17 protein-coding genes, 1 tRNA gene and 2 pseudogenes are annotated in these 17,552 nt (G+C 36.5%); 7 read left to right on the top strand and 13 right to left on the bottom strand.

What is annotated here, in order from left to right; all coding sequences use genetic code 11:
* Positions 1 to 42: 42 nt before the first annotated feature.
* The gene (locus ACIFUW_RS05710; RefSeq protein WP_002295450.1) at positions 43 to 645 is read left to right on the top strand and encodes an FUSC family protein; all 603 of its coding nucleotides are present in this window, start codon (positions 43 to 45) and stop codon (positions 643 to 645) included.
* A gap of 87 nt (positions 646 to 732) precedes the next feature.
* Here ACIFUW_RS05710 and ACIFUW_RS05705 read toward each other — a convergent pair whose 3' ends face one another.
* Together ACIFUW_RS05705 and ACIFUW_RS05700 are read right to left on the bottom strand one after the other, a co-directional pair.
* Complete coding sequence (locus tag ACIFUW_RS05705; protein ID WP_002297122.1) at positions 733 to 2,232, bottom strand: flotillin family protein; 1,500 nt, start codon at positions 2,230 to 2,232, stop codon at positions 733 to 735.
* Positions 2,233 to 2,247: 15 nt separating this feature from the next.
* Positions 2,248 to 2,772, bottom strand: coding sequence for an NfeD family protein (locus tag ACIFUW_RS05700; RefSeq protein WP_002295447.1), 525 nt, complete (start codon positions 2,770 to 2,772; stop codon positions 2,248 to 2,250).
* Between the two features lie 297 nt (positions 2,773 to 3,069).
* On the opposite strand from ACIFUW_RS05700, the gene ACIFUW_RS05695 reads away from it, so the two are divergent.
* From ACIFUW_RS05695 to ACIFUW_RS05685, 3 genes are read left to right on the top strand one after another with little or no spacing between them, the layout of a single operon-like run.
* A complete protein-coding gene (locus tag ACIFUW_RS05695; RefSeq protein ID WP_002297125.1) occupies positions 3,070 to 3,819 on the top strand; it encodes a histidine kinase in 750 nt (249 codons plus the stop codon).
* Positions 3,810 to 4,595, top strand: coding sequence for a sensor histidine kinase (locus tag ACIFUW_RS05690; RefSeq protein WP_002297127.1), 786 nt, complete (start codon positions 3,810 to 3,812; stop codon positions 4,593 to 4,595). Before ACIFUW_RS05695 ends, ACIFUW_RS05690 begins: the two co-directional genes overlap by 10 nt.
* Positions 4,564 to 5,280 (top strand): response regulator, encoded by a 717-nt coding sequence (locus ACIFUW_RS05685; RefSeq protein WP_002321172.1) that lies wholly within the window; start codon positions 4,564 to 4,566, stop codon positions 5,278 to 5,280. The genes ACIFUW_RS05690 and ACIFUW_RS05685 overlap by 32 nt, the downstream gene beginning before the upstream one ends.
* Before the next feature lie 101 nt (positions 5,281 to 5,381).
* Here ACIFUW_RS05685 and ACIFUW_RS05680 read toward each other — a convergent pair whose 3' ends face one another.
* The 6 genes from ACIFUW_RS05680 to ACIFUW_RS05655 form a co-directional block, all read right to left on the bottom strand.
* A complete protein-coding gene (locus ACIFUW_RS05680; protein WP_002289800.1) occupies positions 5,382 to 6,401 on the bottom strand; it encodes a 2-hydroxyacid dehydrogenase in 1,020 nt (339 codons plus the stop codon).
* Between the two features lie 18 nt (positions 6,402 to 6,419).
* Complete coding sequence (locus ACIFUW_RS05675) at positions 6,420 to 7,421, bottom strand: AEC family transporter (RefSeq protein ID WP_079291926.1); 1,002 nt, start codon at positions 7,419 to 7,421, stop codon at positions 6,420 to 6,422.
* A 277-nt stretch (positions 7,422 to 7,698) separates the two neighbouring features.
* Positions 7,699 to 8,847, bottom strand: a complete 1,149-nt coding sequence (nagA, locus tag ACIFUW_RS05670; protein ID WP_002289803.1) for an N-acetylglucosamine-6-phosphate deacetylase — start codon at positions 8,845 to 8,847, stop codon at positions 7,699 to 7,701.
* A gap of 75 nt (positions 8,848 to 8,922) precedes the next feature.
* Positions 8,923 to 9,759, bottom strand: coding sequence for a helix-turn-helix domain-containing protein (locus ACIFUW_RS05665; RefSeq protein ID WP_002297129.1), 837 nt, complete (start codon positions 9,757 to 9,759; stop codon positions 8,923 to 8,925).
* A gap of 183 nt (positions 9,760 to 9,942) precedes the next feature.
* On the bottom strand, positions 9,943 to 11,160 hold the full coding sequence (locus tag ACIFUW_RS05660; protein ID WP_002303757.1) for a pyridoxal phosphate-dependent aminotransferase: 1,218 nt from the start codon (positions 11,158 to 11,160) through the stop codon (positions 9,943 to 9,945).
* A 148-nt stretch (positions 11,161 to 11,308) separates the two neighbouring features.
* A complete protein-coding gene (locus tag ACIFUW_RS05655) occupies positions 11,309 to 11,488 on the bottom strand; it encodes a hypothetical protein (protein WP_002303756.1) in 180 nt (59 codons plus the stop codon).
* Positions 11,489 to 11,542: 54 nt separating this feature from the next.
* Between ACIFUW_RS05655 and ACIFUW_RS05650 the strand changes: the two genes are divergently transcribed.
* Positions 11,543 to 11,626: transfer RNA gene (locus ACIFUW_RS05650), tRNA-Leu, on the top strand.
* A gap of 239 nt (positions 11,627 to 11,865) precedes the next feature.
* On the opposite strand, the gene ACIFUW_RS05645 is transcribed toward ACIFUW_RS05650, so the two are convergent.
* The 3 genes and pseudogenes from ACIFUW_RS05645 to ACIFUW_RS05635 all read right to left on the bottom strand — a co-directional run.
* Entirely contained in the window at positions 11,866 to 12,924 is a 1,059-nt protein-coding gene (locus ACIFUW_RS05645; RefSeq protein WP_223924304.1) for a hypothetical protein, read from the bottom strand.
* A gap of 69 nt (positions 12,925 to 12,993) precedes the next feature.
* Entirely contained in the window at positions 12,994 to 14,172 is a 1,179-nt protein-coding gene (locus tag ACIFUW_RS05640) for an IS256-like element ISEf1 family transposase (protein ID WP_000997695.1), read from the bottom strand.
* Positions 14,173 to 14,279: 107 nt separating this feature from the next.
* Positions 14,280 to 14,582 (bottom strand): annotated as a pseudogene (locus ACIFUW_RS05635) (DUF6056 family protein); the annotation flags it as partial.
* A gap of 92 nt (positions 14,583 to 14,674) precedes the next feature.
* Between ACIFUW_RS05635 and ACIFUW_RS05630 the strand changes: the two are divergent.
* Positions 14,675 to 15,024: pseudogene (locus tag ACIFUW_RS05630) on the top strand (VOC family protein).
* Positions 15,025 to 15,295: 271 nt separating this feature from the next.
* Here ACIFUW_RS05630 and ACIFUW_RS05625 read toward each other — a convergent pair.
* Both ACIFUW_RS05625 and ACIFUW_RS05620 read right to left on the bottom strand, forming a co-directional pair.
* A complete protein-coding gene (locus ACIFUW_RS05625) occupies positions 15,296 to 15,586 on the bottom strand; it encodes a hypothetical protein (RefSeq protein WP_002295437.1) in 291 nt (96 codons plus the stop codon).
* 207 nt (positions 15,587 to 15,793) lie between these two features.
* On the bottom strand, positions 15,794 to 16,486 hold the full coding sequence (locus tag ACIFUW_RS05620; protein WP_002296429.1) for a hypothetical protein: 693 nt from the start codon (positions 16,484 to 16,486) through the stop codon (positions 15,794 to 15,796).
* A gap of 394 nt (positions 16,487 to 16,880) precedes the next feature.
* Between ACIFUW_RS05620 and apf the strand changes: the two genes are divergently transcribed.
* Positions 16,881 to 17,504, top strand: a complete 624-nt coding sequence (gene apf / locus ACIFUW_RS05615) for an aggregation-promoting factor (RefSeq protein WP_002326685.1) — start codon at positions 16,881 to 16,883, stop codon at positions 17,502 to 17,504.
* Positions 17,505 to 17,552: the final 48 nt, after the last annotated feature.

The following is a 17,552-nucleotide window of genomic DNA, read 5'->3' as shown; positions in this document are numbered from 1 at the left end:
AGTTTAGGTATGATAGTAAAAAGACCAAAAAGGAGAATCTCTATGCAATTTGGCCGTTTTCGACTAGGTATGCGTACGATCAAAAGTGCCTTAGCTGTTTTTTTATGTATCTTGTTTTTTCATTTGACTCAACGAGGAATCCCGATGATTGCTGCATTATCTGCTGTTTTTTCTTTGCGTCAGGACTTGACTACAACCGTTTCTTTTGGAAAGTCTAGGATCATCGGCAATACATTAGGTGGTACATTAGCTATCATTTATTTTTTTGTCAAAAGCTATTTTCACAATGATTTTTTGGTAGAATTGATCTTGCTTCCTATTCTAGTTATTATTGTGATCGTCGTGTCAGATGGTATTAACAATAATTCCGGTATCATTTCCGCAATAGCTACGTTGTTGCTGATTGCGTTGAGCATCCCTCAAGGCGAATCCGCTTTGTATGCTATCCAACGTGTACTAGATACTTTTATAGGGACATTCATTGCAATCGGTATCAATTTCTTTCTTCGTCCTCCTGAAACAGAAAAGAAGGAAGAACTATCAGAAGATTTGGTCGAACTCCAAAAGAAAGAACGATTGCTAAGAACAAATTTACAAGAGATAGAAGCTAAGATCCAAAAACAAAAGAAAAATAGCGAGGACTAATTTTCTTTTGCAATAAAATAAAAAAATGGAGAGAAGAACTTTAAAAAGTCTTCCTCCATTTTTGATTGAACGGTGAAGTGTACTACTTTATTCTTCCTTCATCGAGTTTTGTTCTGCCTCTTTTGGCGCTTCATACATATTTACTTGGCTAGTAGTCCCACGTGTCGACAAATTCTCTACGATTTCCTTCAAGTCAAGTCCTGTTGTCGCTTTTAGTGTTTCTTGAGTAGAAGAAAGCAAATTTGTGGCATAATTTGTCACTCGGTTCGCTCCACTGGTTTCTCCTGAACTGCTTCCTGTATCGACAACAGAGATTTTTTCGATATTTCCTAGCGGCTGTGCTGCTTCGCGCATCAATTGCGGTAGCATATCGATAACCATACTCAAGACAGCTGCTTCGCCATATTCCTTGAAGGCATTGGCGATCTTTTGTTTTGCTTCGGCTTCTGCTTTTCCTTTTGCTAGTGCTGCTTCGGCTTCTGCTTGTCCAGCTAAACGTGTCTTATTGGCTTCCGCTTCTGCCAGTGCTTCCACACGGAATCGTTCTGCTTCGGCTTCAGTCACTTCTTTGACTTTTTGAGCTTGTGCTTCTTGTTCTTTAGCGTACCGATCGGCATCTGCTTTTTTCTTCACTTCCGAATCATATTGCTTTTCACGACGTGTGATTTCTTTTTCTTCCAGTTCGATTTGTTTTTGACGTTCTACGATTTTAATCTGCATTTCCTGTTCGATTACTTGTTGTTGTGCTCGGGCACTTTCTAAATTGTAGGCTTGGTCTGCTTTTGCTTTAGCAACATCTTGTTCTTGTTTGTAGGTTGCTAATTTCAGTTCTTTTTCTTTTAATGATTCTGCGATCTCTGTTTGTCGCTGTAATTCAGCTGCTTGTGATTCTTTTTCTGCTTGAGCTTTTTTGATACGCGTTTCTTTTAGAGCTTCCGCTTCTGCTATATCTGCATCTCTTTTGACTTGGGCGATTCTTGGTTTCCCTAAAGAGTCAAGATAACCGTTTTTGTCTCTGACCTCTTTGATAGTGAAAGAAACGATGATCAACCCCATTTTTGCAAGGTCTACAGAAGCGACTTCTTGTACGCTTTGACTGAACTTATCGCGATTTTGATAGATTTCTTCTACAGTCATAGAACCAAGAATCGAGCGCAAGTGTCCTTCTAATACTTCTCTTGCTTCATTTTCCAGTTCTTCTCTTGTCTTGCCTAAAAACTGTTCTGCTGCTGTAGCAATCTCTTCTACAGATGAACCGATTTTGATGATCGAAGTACCATCACACATCACCGGTACGCCTTGTTCCGTATACACTTCAGGGGTGGAGACGTCCAATTTACTCGATAATAGACTGATCCGATTCGAACGTTGAAAAACTGGCAAGACGAATGCGCCACCTCCACGCACAATTTTGATTTTGTTATTGCTTTCATCAATGTGCACATTTTTGCTTCCTAAATAACTTCCACTGATGATCAACGCTTCATCCGGTTTTGCTGTCTGGTACTTCGCTACAAAGACGATCAGCAACATCAGTAAAATCAAAGCTGCGATTGCGATCGCGATAAAAACAACTGGTATTTCCATTTAACACACGCTCCTTTAAGCTTTTATCATGCTTTCATAAGGCATGACATAACAGATTCTTTCCTTGATCTCAATGATCAATACTTTCGTTCCCCGCTCAGCTGTCTGTTCTTGGGGGCTGTAAAAACAAGCTGGACGACTAATGGAACCGGTAACACTTTTCAACTGAATTTCTCCCATACCTCGTACAGGGATCGGTGTGATCACAACAGCTACTTGTCCTTCCAGAGTTTTTTCAGAAGACGACATCGTTGATTCGGCATGTTTCATCGGCATCAATATATAGAAATTAAGCAAAAATACCAACACTATCGATATGCCTCCACTAGCAATAAATAAAAATAAAGATGATTGATCTGTTAAACGCTCACCTAGAAAACCAAATAAGCTTGTGAAAGTTAACCAAGGGATAATAAGCATCGGATCAAGCGGGCCATCAAAATCGAATACATCTCCAAAAATAATCAATAGGACTGCCAATCCTGCACAAATCAGCAATGTATACCAATAAATCGTCTCAAGTGCGATTCCCCCTATCATATACACGCCTCCTTCCATTTCTACGTCTATCATACCAATGTTTGAAAATTCTGTATAGCTTCTTTTACCGACTCAGTGGTGTTTTTTATAGGAAGGTTGTGTTTATCGTTGACAATTTGTTAAATTTTTGTTTTCATGTTAAAATTTTCACAATAAATTCTTTCGAGGTAGCCTATGTTTCCTTTTTTTAAGAAAAAACCATTAAAGCTCCAGAACACGATCATCCTTGTCGTTTGTTTCTCCACATTCGTTTCTTTGATTGTTTCTGCCATATTGATCAGGAATTTTATTCTTTCGATGAACCGATCTAGTGTGTCAGATAAAATCTCTAGCATTGCTAAAATCGTTGCCAATGATAAACTCATCCAAAAAAAGCTGCAGACTGGTGACCCGACACATGCGATTCAAGGAATAACAAATGAAATCATGATTGCATCGAATTTAGATTTTATCGTTGTCATGGACCCTGAAGGCATTCGATATTCTCACGCAGACCCAAGTTACATCGGTCTTCCTTTCTCAAGTCATGAAGATGTGAAAAAAGTGATTGGAGGACAAGAATTTTTCTCTGAAAAAGAAGGAATGTTAGGGTTCGGCTTCCGCTATTTCGTCCCTATTTATTATGATCAAGAGATTATTGGTGCAGTTTGTGTTGGCTTAACAAACAACACGATTGACAATCAAGTCAAAGATGGACAAAAAATGATTGTTTTTTCATTGATTATTGGACTTAGCGTAGGCATCATAGGCGCCGTTTTTCTTGCCCAAAAAATGAAAAAAGTACTGCTTGGACTTGAACCACAAGAAATAGCAGAACAGTTAAGTGAAAAAACGATTATCGAAAATGAAGTAGATGAAGGAATCTTAGCCATCTCTTCTGATAAAACTATCCTCTTGATCAATACACCTGCAAAAAACATTTTCTACCAAACAGAGCAGCTATTGGATTTCGAAGTAGGAAAAAAATCAGTGATAATCTATATGACGTTTTGTTTAAAGAGACGATTGAGCATCAAACGACCGTTCGGACTCAATCCATGTATTTAAATGGGATAGAAACTATTTCTAGCGTTACACCTCTTTTTAGCAATGACCGTTTTTTAGGAGCAGTCGCAACTTTACGAAATCGATCAGAAGTAATGAAATTAATGGAGGAGCTTGGGGGGACGAAACAATATATAAACTCCATGAGAGCTCAAACCCATGAATTCATGAATAAACTTCATGTCATTTCTGGTTTGATTGATTTGAAGAAGTATGAAGAAGTCACCCATTTTATCCAGCAGCTAAATCAAAATTATAAAAAAGAGATTGGCCAAGTCTCAAGTCTGATCAAAGTACCTGCAATTGCCGGTTTTTTATTAGGCAAAATAAACGAAGCCAAAGAACAATCTGTTGAAATGCTGTTAGAAAGCGATTCTTTTATCCCTAAAATGGAGATGGATGACTCCATCCATTCACTTTTGCAAGTGTTAGGGAACTTACTTGATAATGCAAAAGAAGCCGTGCTACAAAAACATGAAAGAAACGGACAGGTCCGGATTCATTTAAACTATGACACAGAAGCTGAAGTATTCATCGTGACCGTCTGCGATGACGGTGTCGGGATATCAGAAGAAATCTCAGAAAAAATATTTACGCTAGGTTTTTCGACGAAGGGAATCAATCGTGGGTTTGGATTGAATCTCATCCATTCAATCGTCAAACGCCACGGTGGATTTTTAGAATTTTCCAAACAAACAAATGGCGGTACAATCGTCTATCTAGAATTACCAAAAAAGGAAGATCAAAATGATGACAAATGTCCTGATAATCGAAGATGATCCAATGGTTGCAGAATTGAATCGTACTTTTGTGGAAAGCATCCCTAATATGAACGTAATCGAAAGTTTCAGAAATGTAGAAGAAGGAAAAAAATATTTCAGACAAAAAAACGCAGATCTGCTGCTGCTTGATGTATACATGCCTGGCGAAAGTGGTATCCATTTTTTATCTTGGCTTAGACAGCAAGGAAATGATATCCCAGTGATTTTGATCACTGCTGCAGATGATATCGAAACCATAAAGAATGTGATCCGCTACGGTGCCTTAGATTATTTGATCAAACCGTTCACTTTGCAACGTTTTCAGCTGGCGATCGAAAAGTATCTTGCTTTCTCTCAGACAATCCAAACGACTGAAAAAGCCGATCAGAAATTGATCGATCAAGTATTCAACCACACCACTCCCATTCACGAAATACCATCATTCATCGATTTGCCTAAAGGTCTGTCAAAACTGACTTTAAAAAAAATAAGTGCATTTATTCTAAAAGAAGATACTATTTTTTCAACAAAAGAACTGGCTCAAAAAAGCTCACTGTCACGTATATCCGTCAAGAAATATTTGAATTTTTTAGTAGAACAAGATATATTGAACGAAAGAATCAAATATTTGGAAATCGGCCGGCCGCTAACCTGTTATGAATTGACAAAGAATGGGCGGAAAAAGCTCACAGATTACTGTTGAGTCATCGAATTATCCCATACAAAATAGTCCAAGTATACAGAAGTAACAACTGTTTACTTGGACTATTTTTAAACATTTTATTGACGAATATCCATGTTTTCTTATCTTAATTGACGGGCTTTAGGAAGAGATACCTCATTTTTCGTTTTTCCAGTTTCTATTATTTCACGAAAGTTCTCGAAACTTGTCGAAATCATATTTGATAATGCCTCATCTGTATTTGAACCTACATGCGGGGTTACAAGAACTCTAGGGTACATTTCTACTAATTGCTGGATAGCAGGGTCTGGAATCGTCTCCCATGGCTTGAAGGATCGGAAAAAAACCTCTGTTTCATTTGCAAAAACATCGGTTGCAAAACCAGCTAAATGATTGCTTTTCAAAGCTCTTAAAATAGCTTCATTATCTTGAAGCTCTCCACGGGCTGTATTAATCAAGATGCTACCTTTTTTCATTTGAGCTAAAAATCCTTCATTGATCATTTGATCGTTTTCACCTGGGATATGAGGTACATGAATACTGACAATATCGCTTTTGGCTAATAACTCTTCAAGCGAGTGGAACGTCAATACTTTTTTAGCAGCTTCTGTCTGATGAATATCGTAGCCGATCACTTTGGCTCCTAGTCCCTTAAACAAAACAGCTTCCGTCAACCCTATCCTGCCTGTTCCTATGATCCCTACTGTGCAATTTCTGATTTCACGACTAAACATTTGCTCATCCACTCGAAAATCTTTGAAAGATGTTCGGATCGTCGTATACGCAGTATTTCTCAAAAGCATCATGGCAAAAGTCAAAGATAACTCTGCTATCGCATTTGGCGAATACGATGGTACACGGGCTACTGTCATACCAAAATCAGCTGCCGCTTGTAGATCGATATGATTGACTCCCACAGTCCGTGTAAAAACATAACGAATCCCATATTCCTGCATTTTTGCAAGATTGGTCTCATCTGCTATACAATTTCCCCTCAACAATACAGCATCATGGTCCTTTGCTGACACGATATTGTCATGTGTCAACAGTTCTTCATAAAGACTGAGATCATAATGGTAAATATTCAATTTTTCAAAAAAATCTATCTCGTTCGGACGAACACCGTAACATGCGATTCTCATACTTTCTTCCTCCATTTCTTATGAAAATAAACCTATGCCATGAATCATTTGTAATACAACGATCCATACAGGTGTCAGTACCACAGCAAAAATAGTTGACAGTAAGGATGCATTGGAGGCTAAAAGTGCCTCCCTATCAAAACTGATAGCATAGGCTGCTGCCACTGTTGCAGCTGGTGTAGCCATCATGATAACGATTGTTGCCAGTGCTTCAAAATTGACTGGTAGAATATTCGTTGCCGTCAAAACTGCTAGAATCACGATATTCAATGCAGGTACAAATACCACTTTGACTAGACTGTAATACCATGAAGTTTTTTCAGATGCAGCTTTTTTGAAGCTTACTTCACCTAATGTTGCGCCGATTGCTAGCCACGCCAATGGTGAACTTAAACCAGCTAAATAATCCATCGGCTGAAATAGCCACGGTGCAGTCTGGTCAATTCGCAAAAACGCTACTTGGCTTATCTCTCCTTCTGCACCTGTAACTGACACTTGTGGCAGATACCCTTGGAACAGCCAAATGAAAAGGCCGGCAAAAGTAGCGATAATGATTGGATTGACGAACATCGCTTTGATATTTTTAGCTTCCATCTTCAAGCCACTCATTTTTATGTATCCATAAGAATACAAAAAGATTCGGTAGCCAATATTGAAAATTGAGGAATACATCACGCCGACAGGACCATAAATCGCACTGACGATAGGCGTTCCGAAAAAGGTCGTAGAACCAAAGATCGTCAGGACACGCAACGTTGTTTGCTTATCCCCTTTATAGCTTAAGAAAAAAGGTTTTGAAACTAGAATAAGAATAATATAAATAACTAATCCCCAAATCAAGACATTGATTCCTTGCATCAGTAATTCTGTATTGATATCTTGCATGAAAGCTCGAAATGCCAGTGCTGGCAAAGCCACTGTTAAGACGACTTTCGATAGAATTTTTCCAACAGATTCAGAAAAAATCCCCTTTTTTCTACAAACAAACCCTAATAATATAATAAAAACTGTTGAAGTGATTGCACTGACAATCGACATATCTGTCAAAGTCGATCGAAAAATGTCAAATAAGTTCATCTTTCTCCTCCTAATTATGTTCATTTATTCACAATAAAAAAAGCTTTTATTTTGCTAATACGTATTAACATTTTTAATTTTATCTTTACATTGTTACTTATTGAACAATAGGAAATTAAAGAAACTTTTGAAACTTATGTAAAGTGATTTTTACTAGAACACAAAAAAAACCTTAAAACCAAACTTAAGAAGTTTAGTTTTAAGGTTAACTTAAATTATATTATGCGTGGAAACGTTCCACGCCATCTAGATAAGTTGCTTCCAATGTCATATCAGGGTTCAATACGATAAAGTCTGCATCGCGTCCTTGAGCGATTTTTCCACATGTATCATCGATTTTACAGCTGATTGCTGGAATCAGACTAGCCATCATGACTGCTTGTTCTGGTGTTGCTAATCCCCAGTCTACAACATTTTTAATTGCTTCTTTCAATTTCAATATACTTCCAGCTAAGTTGCCAGATTCTAGACGTGCTGTTCCTTCTTTTACTACTACTGGAAATTCGCCTAAATTGTAATTTCCATCAGGCATCCCACCGGCCATCATACAGTCTGTAATTAATGCGACATGATCATGTCCTGCTTTTTCCATTAGGATTCCCGCAGCATTTGGATGTACATGATGGCCATCACAAATCAATTCAGAAAAGACATGTTCTAAAGATAATAACGCACCCACCATACCTGGTTCGCGATGATTCAATCCACGCATACCATTGAAAGCATGGACAAATACACTTGCGCCTGCTTCAACAGCTTTTTGCGCTTCTTCTAGTGTAGCATTACTGTGTCCTAGAGAAACAACTACTCCTTCTTCAGTCACTTGTTTGACAAACTCTTCTACACCTTGACGTTCCGGTGCTAAAGCAATTTTTTTGATTAAACCACCTGAAGCTTCTTGCCATTCATGGAAAGTATCCAAATCAGGATCCCCGAAATAACTTGGGTTTTGTGCCCCTTTGTGTTCTTCTGTGAAGAAAGGACCTTCAAAATAGATTCCTTTGATTTTAGCTCCTGGTGCTTCCTGATACATTTTGCCGATTGTCTCAGCTACATCTTTTAAACGTTCTTTGCTTGACGTCAATGTTGTTGGTAAAAATGAAGTCACTCCACAAGATAACAGACCTTCAGACATCACTTTGATGCCTTCTGCATCATTATCCATTACATCATGATTCATATAGCCGTGAATATGTGTATCTACCAAACCAGGAGCAATCCATTTGCCGCTTTGGTCAATGATGTTGACTTCTCCCTCAGGTAGTTCTTTGGTGTATTCACCAAAAAGTCCATCGGTAATTTCAAGATAGCCTGCATGTTTGACACCTGACGCTAAAAAGAATTTGTCAGCATAGATAAAAGTTCTCATTCTATTCTCTCCCTTTGTTTTTCTACCTCTAAAGTACTCTTATTTAGAGAAGAAGTCAAGAATGGTCTACACCATTTACAAATTTTTTGAAATTTGTTTCACAGCTTGTGCTAAGCCTTCATAGAATGCTGCTCTTTCTGGTTCTTCTTTACGCTTGTATATTAAGCTTTTAAGCACAAATAAATCATTGAGGTAATAGTAGCTATTCTTCTCTTGAGCCCAATAGATTCCTTGATTCACCTGTTCTAACGCTTCGTCGATTTCATTTTGATGGAATAAGAAATTTCCATAATTATAAAAAATTTGCGAAAATTCACTTTTTGATCGTTCATCAGCTGATTGATGCAGCAGTTGGATGCTTCGACTCAAATAGTAGCGTGCTTCAGCCGTTTTTCCTGCCACACCATATATTTTTCCGATACAACTAATCAGTTGTATTTCTGTGTCAGAAACATGGATTCTTTCTTTTTGGCTAGAGTAGCTTAATGCTTCTTTCAAATAATAAAGGGACTGAGAGATATTTTGACGCAACGTGAATTCGCAAACACCGAGATAATAATAATAGCGTTGAAAGTCAGTTGCTTGATACAGATTTTCAGAAATATCAGAAGATTTTAGTACTTGTTCTAACTTCCGATAATCACGTTTTTGGAAACAACTATCCAACAGTTCAAATAATTTATCGTTTGTCCGAGTAGTTTTTCGAGAGAGATTCATCACATGATCAATCGTTACCCCTAGCCGTTGACAAATCTGCATCATCACCAATACATTCGGCAGTTCCTCATTATTTTCGATCCGACTTAATACACTTTGTGAACAAATATCATGCGAAAGCATTTTTTGCGTCATTTTTTGTTCTTTTCGAATCTCTTTAATGATCGTTCCAAAGGACTCGATTAACGTTTCCATAAGTATCCTCCCCAAAATATGCGTATTCGCATTCTATTCGTATTTTACTTTAGGAAGTCGCAAACTTCAAGAAAAGACTTGCAACTAAATAATATACTTTAGTTATTTAAGAAAACTCCACTAGAAAGAGAGCCTCAGTGTGTTTGTCTGTGGCCCTCCTACTGAAAAATTTGGTTTTTAAAATCATTTTTGGCGATAGGTTGCTAGGAATTCTCTCATTTTCTTAGCTGTTTGTTTCAAATCATCCATTTTAGGAAGATAAACGATTCGAAAATGATCTGGCTGGTTCCAATTAAATCCACCACCATGTACAAGTAGAATATGATGTTCATGTAAAAAGTCCAAAACGAATTTTTCATCATCCAAAATATTGAATCGCTTTGTATCAATTTTTGGGAATATATAAAAAGCAGCTTTTGGTTTTACGGCTGAAAGACCAGGAATATCATTGATTGCATTATAGATATATTCTCTTTGTTCATAGATCCTTCCGCCTGGCAGGAGCAGCTCATCGACACTTTGATAACCGCCTAGCGCGGTTTGGATAATTTGCTGAGACAATACATTGGAACACAAACGCATGGAGGACAACATATTCAGCCCTTCTATATAGCCTTTGACGTGTGACTTATCTCCACTTAGGACCATCCAGCCTACTCGAAATCCTGCTACACGATGAGATTTGGATAGACCGTTCAGCGTAACAACGAACAAATCAGGCGCTAATGTAGCAATCGGAATATGTTCTAGACCATCCATCACTAAGCGATCATAGATTTCGTCGGAATAAATAATCAGGTTATTTTGTCGAGCTACTTCAACGATTTCTTCTAATAATTCTTTTGGATAAAGTGCCCCAGTAGGATTATTAGGATTAATGATAACAATAGCTTTTGTCCGACTCGTTATTTTTGATTTGATATCATCAATATCAGGATACCATTCTGCCTCTTCATCGCAAATATAATGAACAGGTGTGCCTCCAGCTAATGCAATAGAAGCCGTCCACAACGGATAGTCCGGCATTGGAACCAGTACTTCATCTCCATTGTCCAGCAACCCCTGCATACACATCGTGATCAATTCGCTCACTCCGTTGCCGGTGTAGATATCATTGATCGTCACATTCGGAAAATGTTTCAGTTGGCAATATTGCTCAATTGCTTTTCTAGCAGAAAAGATCCCCTTGGAATCTGAGTAGCCTTCTGAGTCACGGGCATTCATGATCAAATCACGAATGACTTCGTTTGGTGCTTCAAATCCAAAAGGTGCGGGATTTCCCGTGTTCAATTTTAAAATACTAATGCCCTCTTCTTGCATCCGCTCCGCTTCTTCTAGAACGGGACCGCGAACATCGTAACTGACACCTTCTAATTTGTTGGATTTTTCAAATTCTCTCATCACTTAGCCAATCCCTCATTTCAAAAAGTTAGAACTTTCCAAATTTTTTGTTATTTACTATTTCAATATCATACTCCATCCTAGAAAATTTTGCCACTTATTTAGGAAAAACGTAAGTATTAAAAAAACACAAACAAGCGTTGAGAACTTAATTGTCATGATAGTCATTCCATAGATTCGCTGCCCAATCCATTGCAATTCCACAAATGATTCCTAGCATAAAACCAAGCAAAAAACGTCCGAATGCAAGTCCAATCAATACACCTAAGATCATTCCCAGTCCTGAAAATTCTCCGTCATATTTCTCCATCTTAATAAGTCCTCCCATTTTTGAGCTTGACAACTATGTAAAACCTCGCTATCATTAGTGTGTTATTATTACGCAGATGTGTTGGAATTGGCAGACAAGCATGATTGAGGGTCATGTGAGCGTTAGCTCGTGTGGGTTCGAGTCCCATCATCTGCACTACAACTCGTGAAGTTAATTTTGCTTCACGAGTTTTTTTGTTTGAACGTTTCTTTATGCCATTATATACATATCACTGTATCCTTTACAAAAAGAACGTACAATCATGTAAACAGCCTGAGGTGAGTATATGAAGGTCGGAAACAAGCTACTCGTAGAAACTTGCAAGTGTTAAAACAATTAATCGAAAAACGAGTAAAATCCCTCACCTAATACTAAAGCGAGGGATTTTTTGTATATTATCTGTTTATCACCGTTATTATAAAGGTACAAATACCAAGCACGGTTAATCCAAATTGCATAAATTCATTTTTTTGTACACTCATGCTTTTCATTAGCTCTTTAACTGCCATTAGTACTAAGATGGCGATAACAACATAAAGTATATAGTACGTCCGCATTCCGGAAGCCCATACTGTGGGAGAAAATCCCATAATTAACCTTGAACAAAATCCCATTATCATCAAAATAACTAAAAAAATAGAAGTTTTCTTATTGTCAAAACTTAAATAAATTCCAACAATTAAACATAGTAATAATGCCAAGACTACTAAAGTAGCTATCCAAGTACCTGGATAAAAAAGTGACAGTTTCGTTCCTAACTCTGTAAAGAGATTATTCAGGTTACTACTACTCCAAATCATTGCCCTTTTATTTCCATTGACGTAAGTAAAGCTTTGACCCATTGTATTACCAAAATAAATAATCAGGTTTAAGAAAAACGGTAATGCAGTCAATATACGCACATAATAGTTTTGACATTTCCTATATGTTAGAAGGAAAATTAAGAAAAATAGCAATAAAAATAAGATATTCATGTCTAAAAAAAACGGCTTTCCAAATGATGAAATACCTAAATCTAACTTATTAAGAAAGTTGAAATTTTTATATTCAGGAAACCATTTATTAATTTCATGTGCAGCACGTAATGCATTCCCTGGAGTTGTCAAAGAGAAAATTAATTCTGCTAAGCTTATTATTGAAAATACTGATAACTTATAATTATATCGTCCATTGACAATCAAATATAAACTAACTATACTTGTTAGAACAAAAAAACAGGCGTTGACTTGTTCTTGATTAGTTAAAAATATCAATAAAGGAATACTTACCCAATATATTTTTCTATTTATTTCTTCTCCTCTTAAGAGTTGAAAAAACGGATAAAAAGTTAGTAAACTAAATGCTACTGGCCACTGATAGTTCAAGGTGGTTGCTCTCCAACCGGTTTCCCCCATTACTGTCAATGGTATTAAACAGTATATAGAGCAAACCAATAATAAATTTTTAACATTTATTTTCTCAAAAACATACTGGGAGCGTCAATAATTTTGTGTAAATAAATTGTCCTCCTGCAAAATAATTAGTTACTCAGTAAACATTGAAACTAATGTATCGGTTACCTGTTGAAAACCTTTATGGCTTCTGTTTAGAAATTTTTGATTGTATGTATCAAAAATGCTGACTAGAAAGCGTTCTAGTGATTCTTCATTTTGAAACTGCTCTTTTCTACGGCTGTATCTTTTAATTTGCTTATTGAAAGACTCGATTAGATTGGTTGAGTAAATGGTTCTACGAATGCTAGGTGGAAAATCATAAAAAGTTAATAAGTCTTGGTTTTCTATGAGTGACTGCGTCACTTTAGGATAGTTTTTCTTCCATTTCTCAATCATGCCGGATAAGAAGGTATTCGCTTCTTCTTTTGAGTTAGCTTGATAAACAGCCTTAAAGTCATCACAGATTTCTTTTCGGTCTTTGACACGTACTTTATGAGCGATATTACGAGATACATGGATACAACAATGCTGATATTTTGCTTTAGGATAAATTTGATGGATAGTATCTTTCATGCCTTTTAAGCCGTCCGTAATAAAAAGCAAGACTTCTTGAACTCCTCTGGAGTTAATATCCTGTAGCAGCTCATTCCAAACGTATGTTGATTCAGTTGGAGCAATCGCATAACTCAGTACTTCTTTAGTGCCGTCTTCTCGTATACCAATGGCAATATAAATCGCTTCTTTGGATACGGTTTGACGTTTTAGTGGAATGTAAGTAGCGTCCATAAAAATAGCGACATACTTATCATTTAAGGCTCTGGATTTAAAGGCATTTACTTCTTCAGTCAGAACTTTAGTCATGTTGGACATGGTTTGTGGAGTATAGTGATGACCGTACATTTTTTCGATCAAATCAGCAATTTCAGACATCGTAACACCTTTTTCGAATAAATGGATAATAGTGGTTTCCAATGTATCGTTTGTTCTTTTGTAGGCTGGTAAAGTTTGTTGTTTAAACTCACCATTACGATCTCTAGGTATTTCCAATGTTAATTCACCATATTCGGTTTTGATTGATCGAAAGTAAGAACCGTTTCTCGAATTACCTGAATTAAAACCAGTGCGATCATATTTTTCGTAATCTAAAAAAGCCGTTAATTCAGTCCGTAGGAGTGTGTTTATCGCTTTTTCTAAGTGCGAACGGAATAATTCATTTAAATCGCCTTTAGTGACTAGAGTTTGCACAATTTCTGTAGTAAAATCATTCATAGGGAAGTCCTCTTTTCTGTGAATTGGTTGTCGTTAACTTTATTCTACAGAAGGGACTTCCTTTTTTGTATGGATTTTTTCATTTACACAAAATATTTTATACTCTCAACATACTTGCAAAGTAATACTACAATTCCTAACATAATCGTAGAATTTAATAATTTCCATAGCATAAAGTGTTTAGAAAAGAACATTAAGAATAGTTCTATAATAATTCTTGAACTCCATGTCTTATAATGTTCTATCGAAGCACCCAAATAGCCAAGTTCATCTAATCTACTTGCATAAACTACGTCATCCGCTCTCATAGTCGGCATATACATATTAAAGAGTAAAAAGATACCCCAAATCCCTATTAGTAACAAGATCAGTTCTTTGTTATTCGTTATTTTTCTATTATGTTTGTTCATTTTTATACTCCTTCTTATATTTCCTAATAGAGTATAACATAGCTTTAAGCATTACTTAAAGATAACTTAAAAGTTATCTTTTAAATACTTAATTGTTAAATACCTTATTTGATGCAAAAGAAATCTACGATAGTCAACAAAAAAATTTTCATTATATCCAGAAAAATTTTTCTTAGTTAAGGACCTATGGATTGCAGTAATGCAGAATTCGTCGAATAAACTGCCAAAGACATACAATCATATTGCTTTTAAAATTGACGAACAAGATATAGATTCGTTTGTCTCAAAAATCCAAATGTTAGGTTTAACTGTCGAACCAGGACGTTCTCGTGTGAAAGGCGAGGCTTCTTCAATTTACTTTTACGACTATGATAATCACCTCTTCGAGTTACATACCGGTACTCTCCAGGAACGTTTAAAATCCTACAATTCCACTACCTGAGACTAGTAATGACTAGTCTCTTTTTATGGCCTCTGATCCCCCCATTGAGCGAATACTAATAGGGCTTCGAATTGATCTGTTCAATCTTTAAGCAATATCCCTCAAATGAGTTTGGAAAGTTTAGTGATTCATCACAAATACTTAAATACATGTAGTTATATATAGATTGAGGTTCTTGTGAGCGTATGCTCGTGTGGGTTCAAATCCCATCGTCTGCATCCATCTTTCCAAAACAAGCGGCTAGGACATTTTTGTCTCAGCCGCTTGTTTTCTAGTTTATTCTTTCATCTTGTCGGACCTTTTTTCTTGGGTATAGACTTTTCTCATATTCTACCACAATTTTGGGTTTCCCTAACACATGATAGGATCTCACAACAAATTGCTTTCTATTATTATAATAACCTGTAACGACTAACTTCATCCCTTCGTCTACTTCAGCTAGGAAGTTCAAACTATGGGAAGCAATCAAACAATTGACCCCATTTAAACTGAAACGGATCAACGGTCTGGCACTAACTTGCAAAGTACGGATCTTATCTACTGTTCCATATTTTTTCTCCATAACCTTCACCTCAATACCATTATACGAACATACATTCCCTTTGTAAAGAAGAAACTCTGTTTTATCTTTTTGACTTTTTGTCTATTACCTTTCTTAAAATCATATTGGCACTTCCTGCGAAGATGAAGGACATGTACTAAAAAAAAGAGGCAGCAGTATAGATTACTGTTGCTTCTTTACTAATTTAGGTTTACTTGTTAAGAAAGATTATTTACGCAAATGTTCTTCAACAATTTGCTGAGATTTATCAGCTGTATCTTCCACTTCATCTTTTGCTTTTTCTAACTTTTGAATATATTGTTTCAAGCTTGAGTTTTCAGCAGTTGCTTCGTCTAATTTCTTTTGTGTATCTGTTAACTGAGTTTCTACATTTGTTTTTTCTTGTGTCAGTGTTGCGATTTGTTGATTCAAACCATTTACAGTATTTTGTAATTCTGAAAGTTTTGCTTGTGCTTCTTGTAGTCTTGCTGTCCAATCTGCATTCAGATGATTGATTTCATCATTTTTTTGGTTGATCTCATCTAGTTTGACATTGATTTCATTTTGTTTGCTTTGTAGTTGTGCATCCTTGCTGACTAATTGACTTTCTAAGTTTTGTTTTTCTGCTGCCGATTGATTTTTTTGGTTTTCTAATTCATTTACTTTTGTTTGGTATTCTTGGACATCTGCCTTTGAATCTTGCAATGTCTGTTCTTTTTGTGCTAGTCGAGCGGTAAGATCTGTAATCGCTTGCTCTTTATCTGTCAATGTATGATCAAGCTGTGTCAGATTCTCATTGATTGTATCAATATCTGTCTCTCCACCCCACAAAATAATTTCATTTGCGTACCGCGTGCCTGTGTAGCCAATTAGACATAGAAATGCAACGACAATCCCACCAGTAATAAATTTCTTTTTCATTTGCATAGCTCCTTAATCCAATACTTTTACATGCTAAAAGTAAGTGATCTCAAACACAATGTCAAGCGTTTTTAAATTACATATGTAATTTTAATATAAATACTATCAAATACTCATTTAATCCTCCTTTTTTATCTATTTAAAAAATCTTTTTTATAGAGAAAAATGCAGGTTAATACTTTCTTAAATAAATATTTATGGTGAACAAAAACAAAAAAGCAAGTTTTATTAAACGTAACCCTTTTCATTTCATAGATTACTGTATTTATTACAAAAAACGCGGATTTGTCATAAATTGTCATGCTTCTTTTACCTATGAAATATTTTCACGTGTTAAAGTATTCCTCGTTGAACACAACAAATAAAACTTTTTAACGAATAAAGGAGATTTTTCATGACATCACTTAAAACTTTACTTTTTGGAACAACTTTGGCTGCCGGCGCTGCATTCTTCATGGGAACGACTGCTCATGCGGACGAAGCTTATACCGTTCAATCAGGTGATACTCTATCAACGATTTCTCAAAAATACGTTGGTGATAACTCCTTGATCAATGCCATTGCAGAATCAAATTCAATTTCTGATATTAACCTGATTTACTCAGGACAACAATTAACAATCCCAACAGAAGGCTCTGCACAAGCAGCTGCTGAACCTCAAGCAGCCGTTCAAGAAGCACCAGTCCAAGCTGAACAACCTGTTGTACAAGAAACGGTTCAAACGGAAAAACAAGCAGCGCCTGTTGCTGAAACACAACCTGCTCCTGCTGTAACAGAAACTGCTGCTACTCCAGCAAGCACAAGCTCTGCAAAAGAATGGATCGCACAAAAAGAATCAAGCGGTTCTTACACAGCAACGAACGGACGTTACATCGGACGTTACCAATTAGATTCTTCTTACTTAAATGGTGACTACTCTGCTGCAAACCAAGAAAGAGTAGCAGAACAATATGTTACTTCACGTTATGGTTCTTGGGAAGCGGCGAAAGCATTCTGGGAAGCAAACGGTTGGTACTAAGATTCATTTATTAATCAAACAGTTTACTTTTATACAAAGAAAGCCAAA

The sequence above is a fragment of the Enterococcus sp. PLH-Efm8 genome, assembly GCF_053011625.1.
This window is presented reverse-complemented; position numbering and strand designations above follow the sequence as displayed.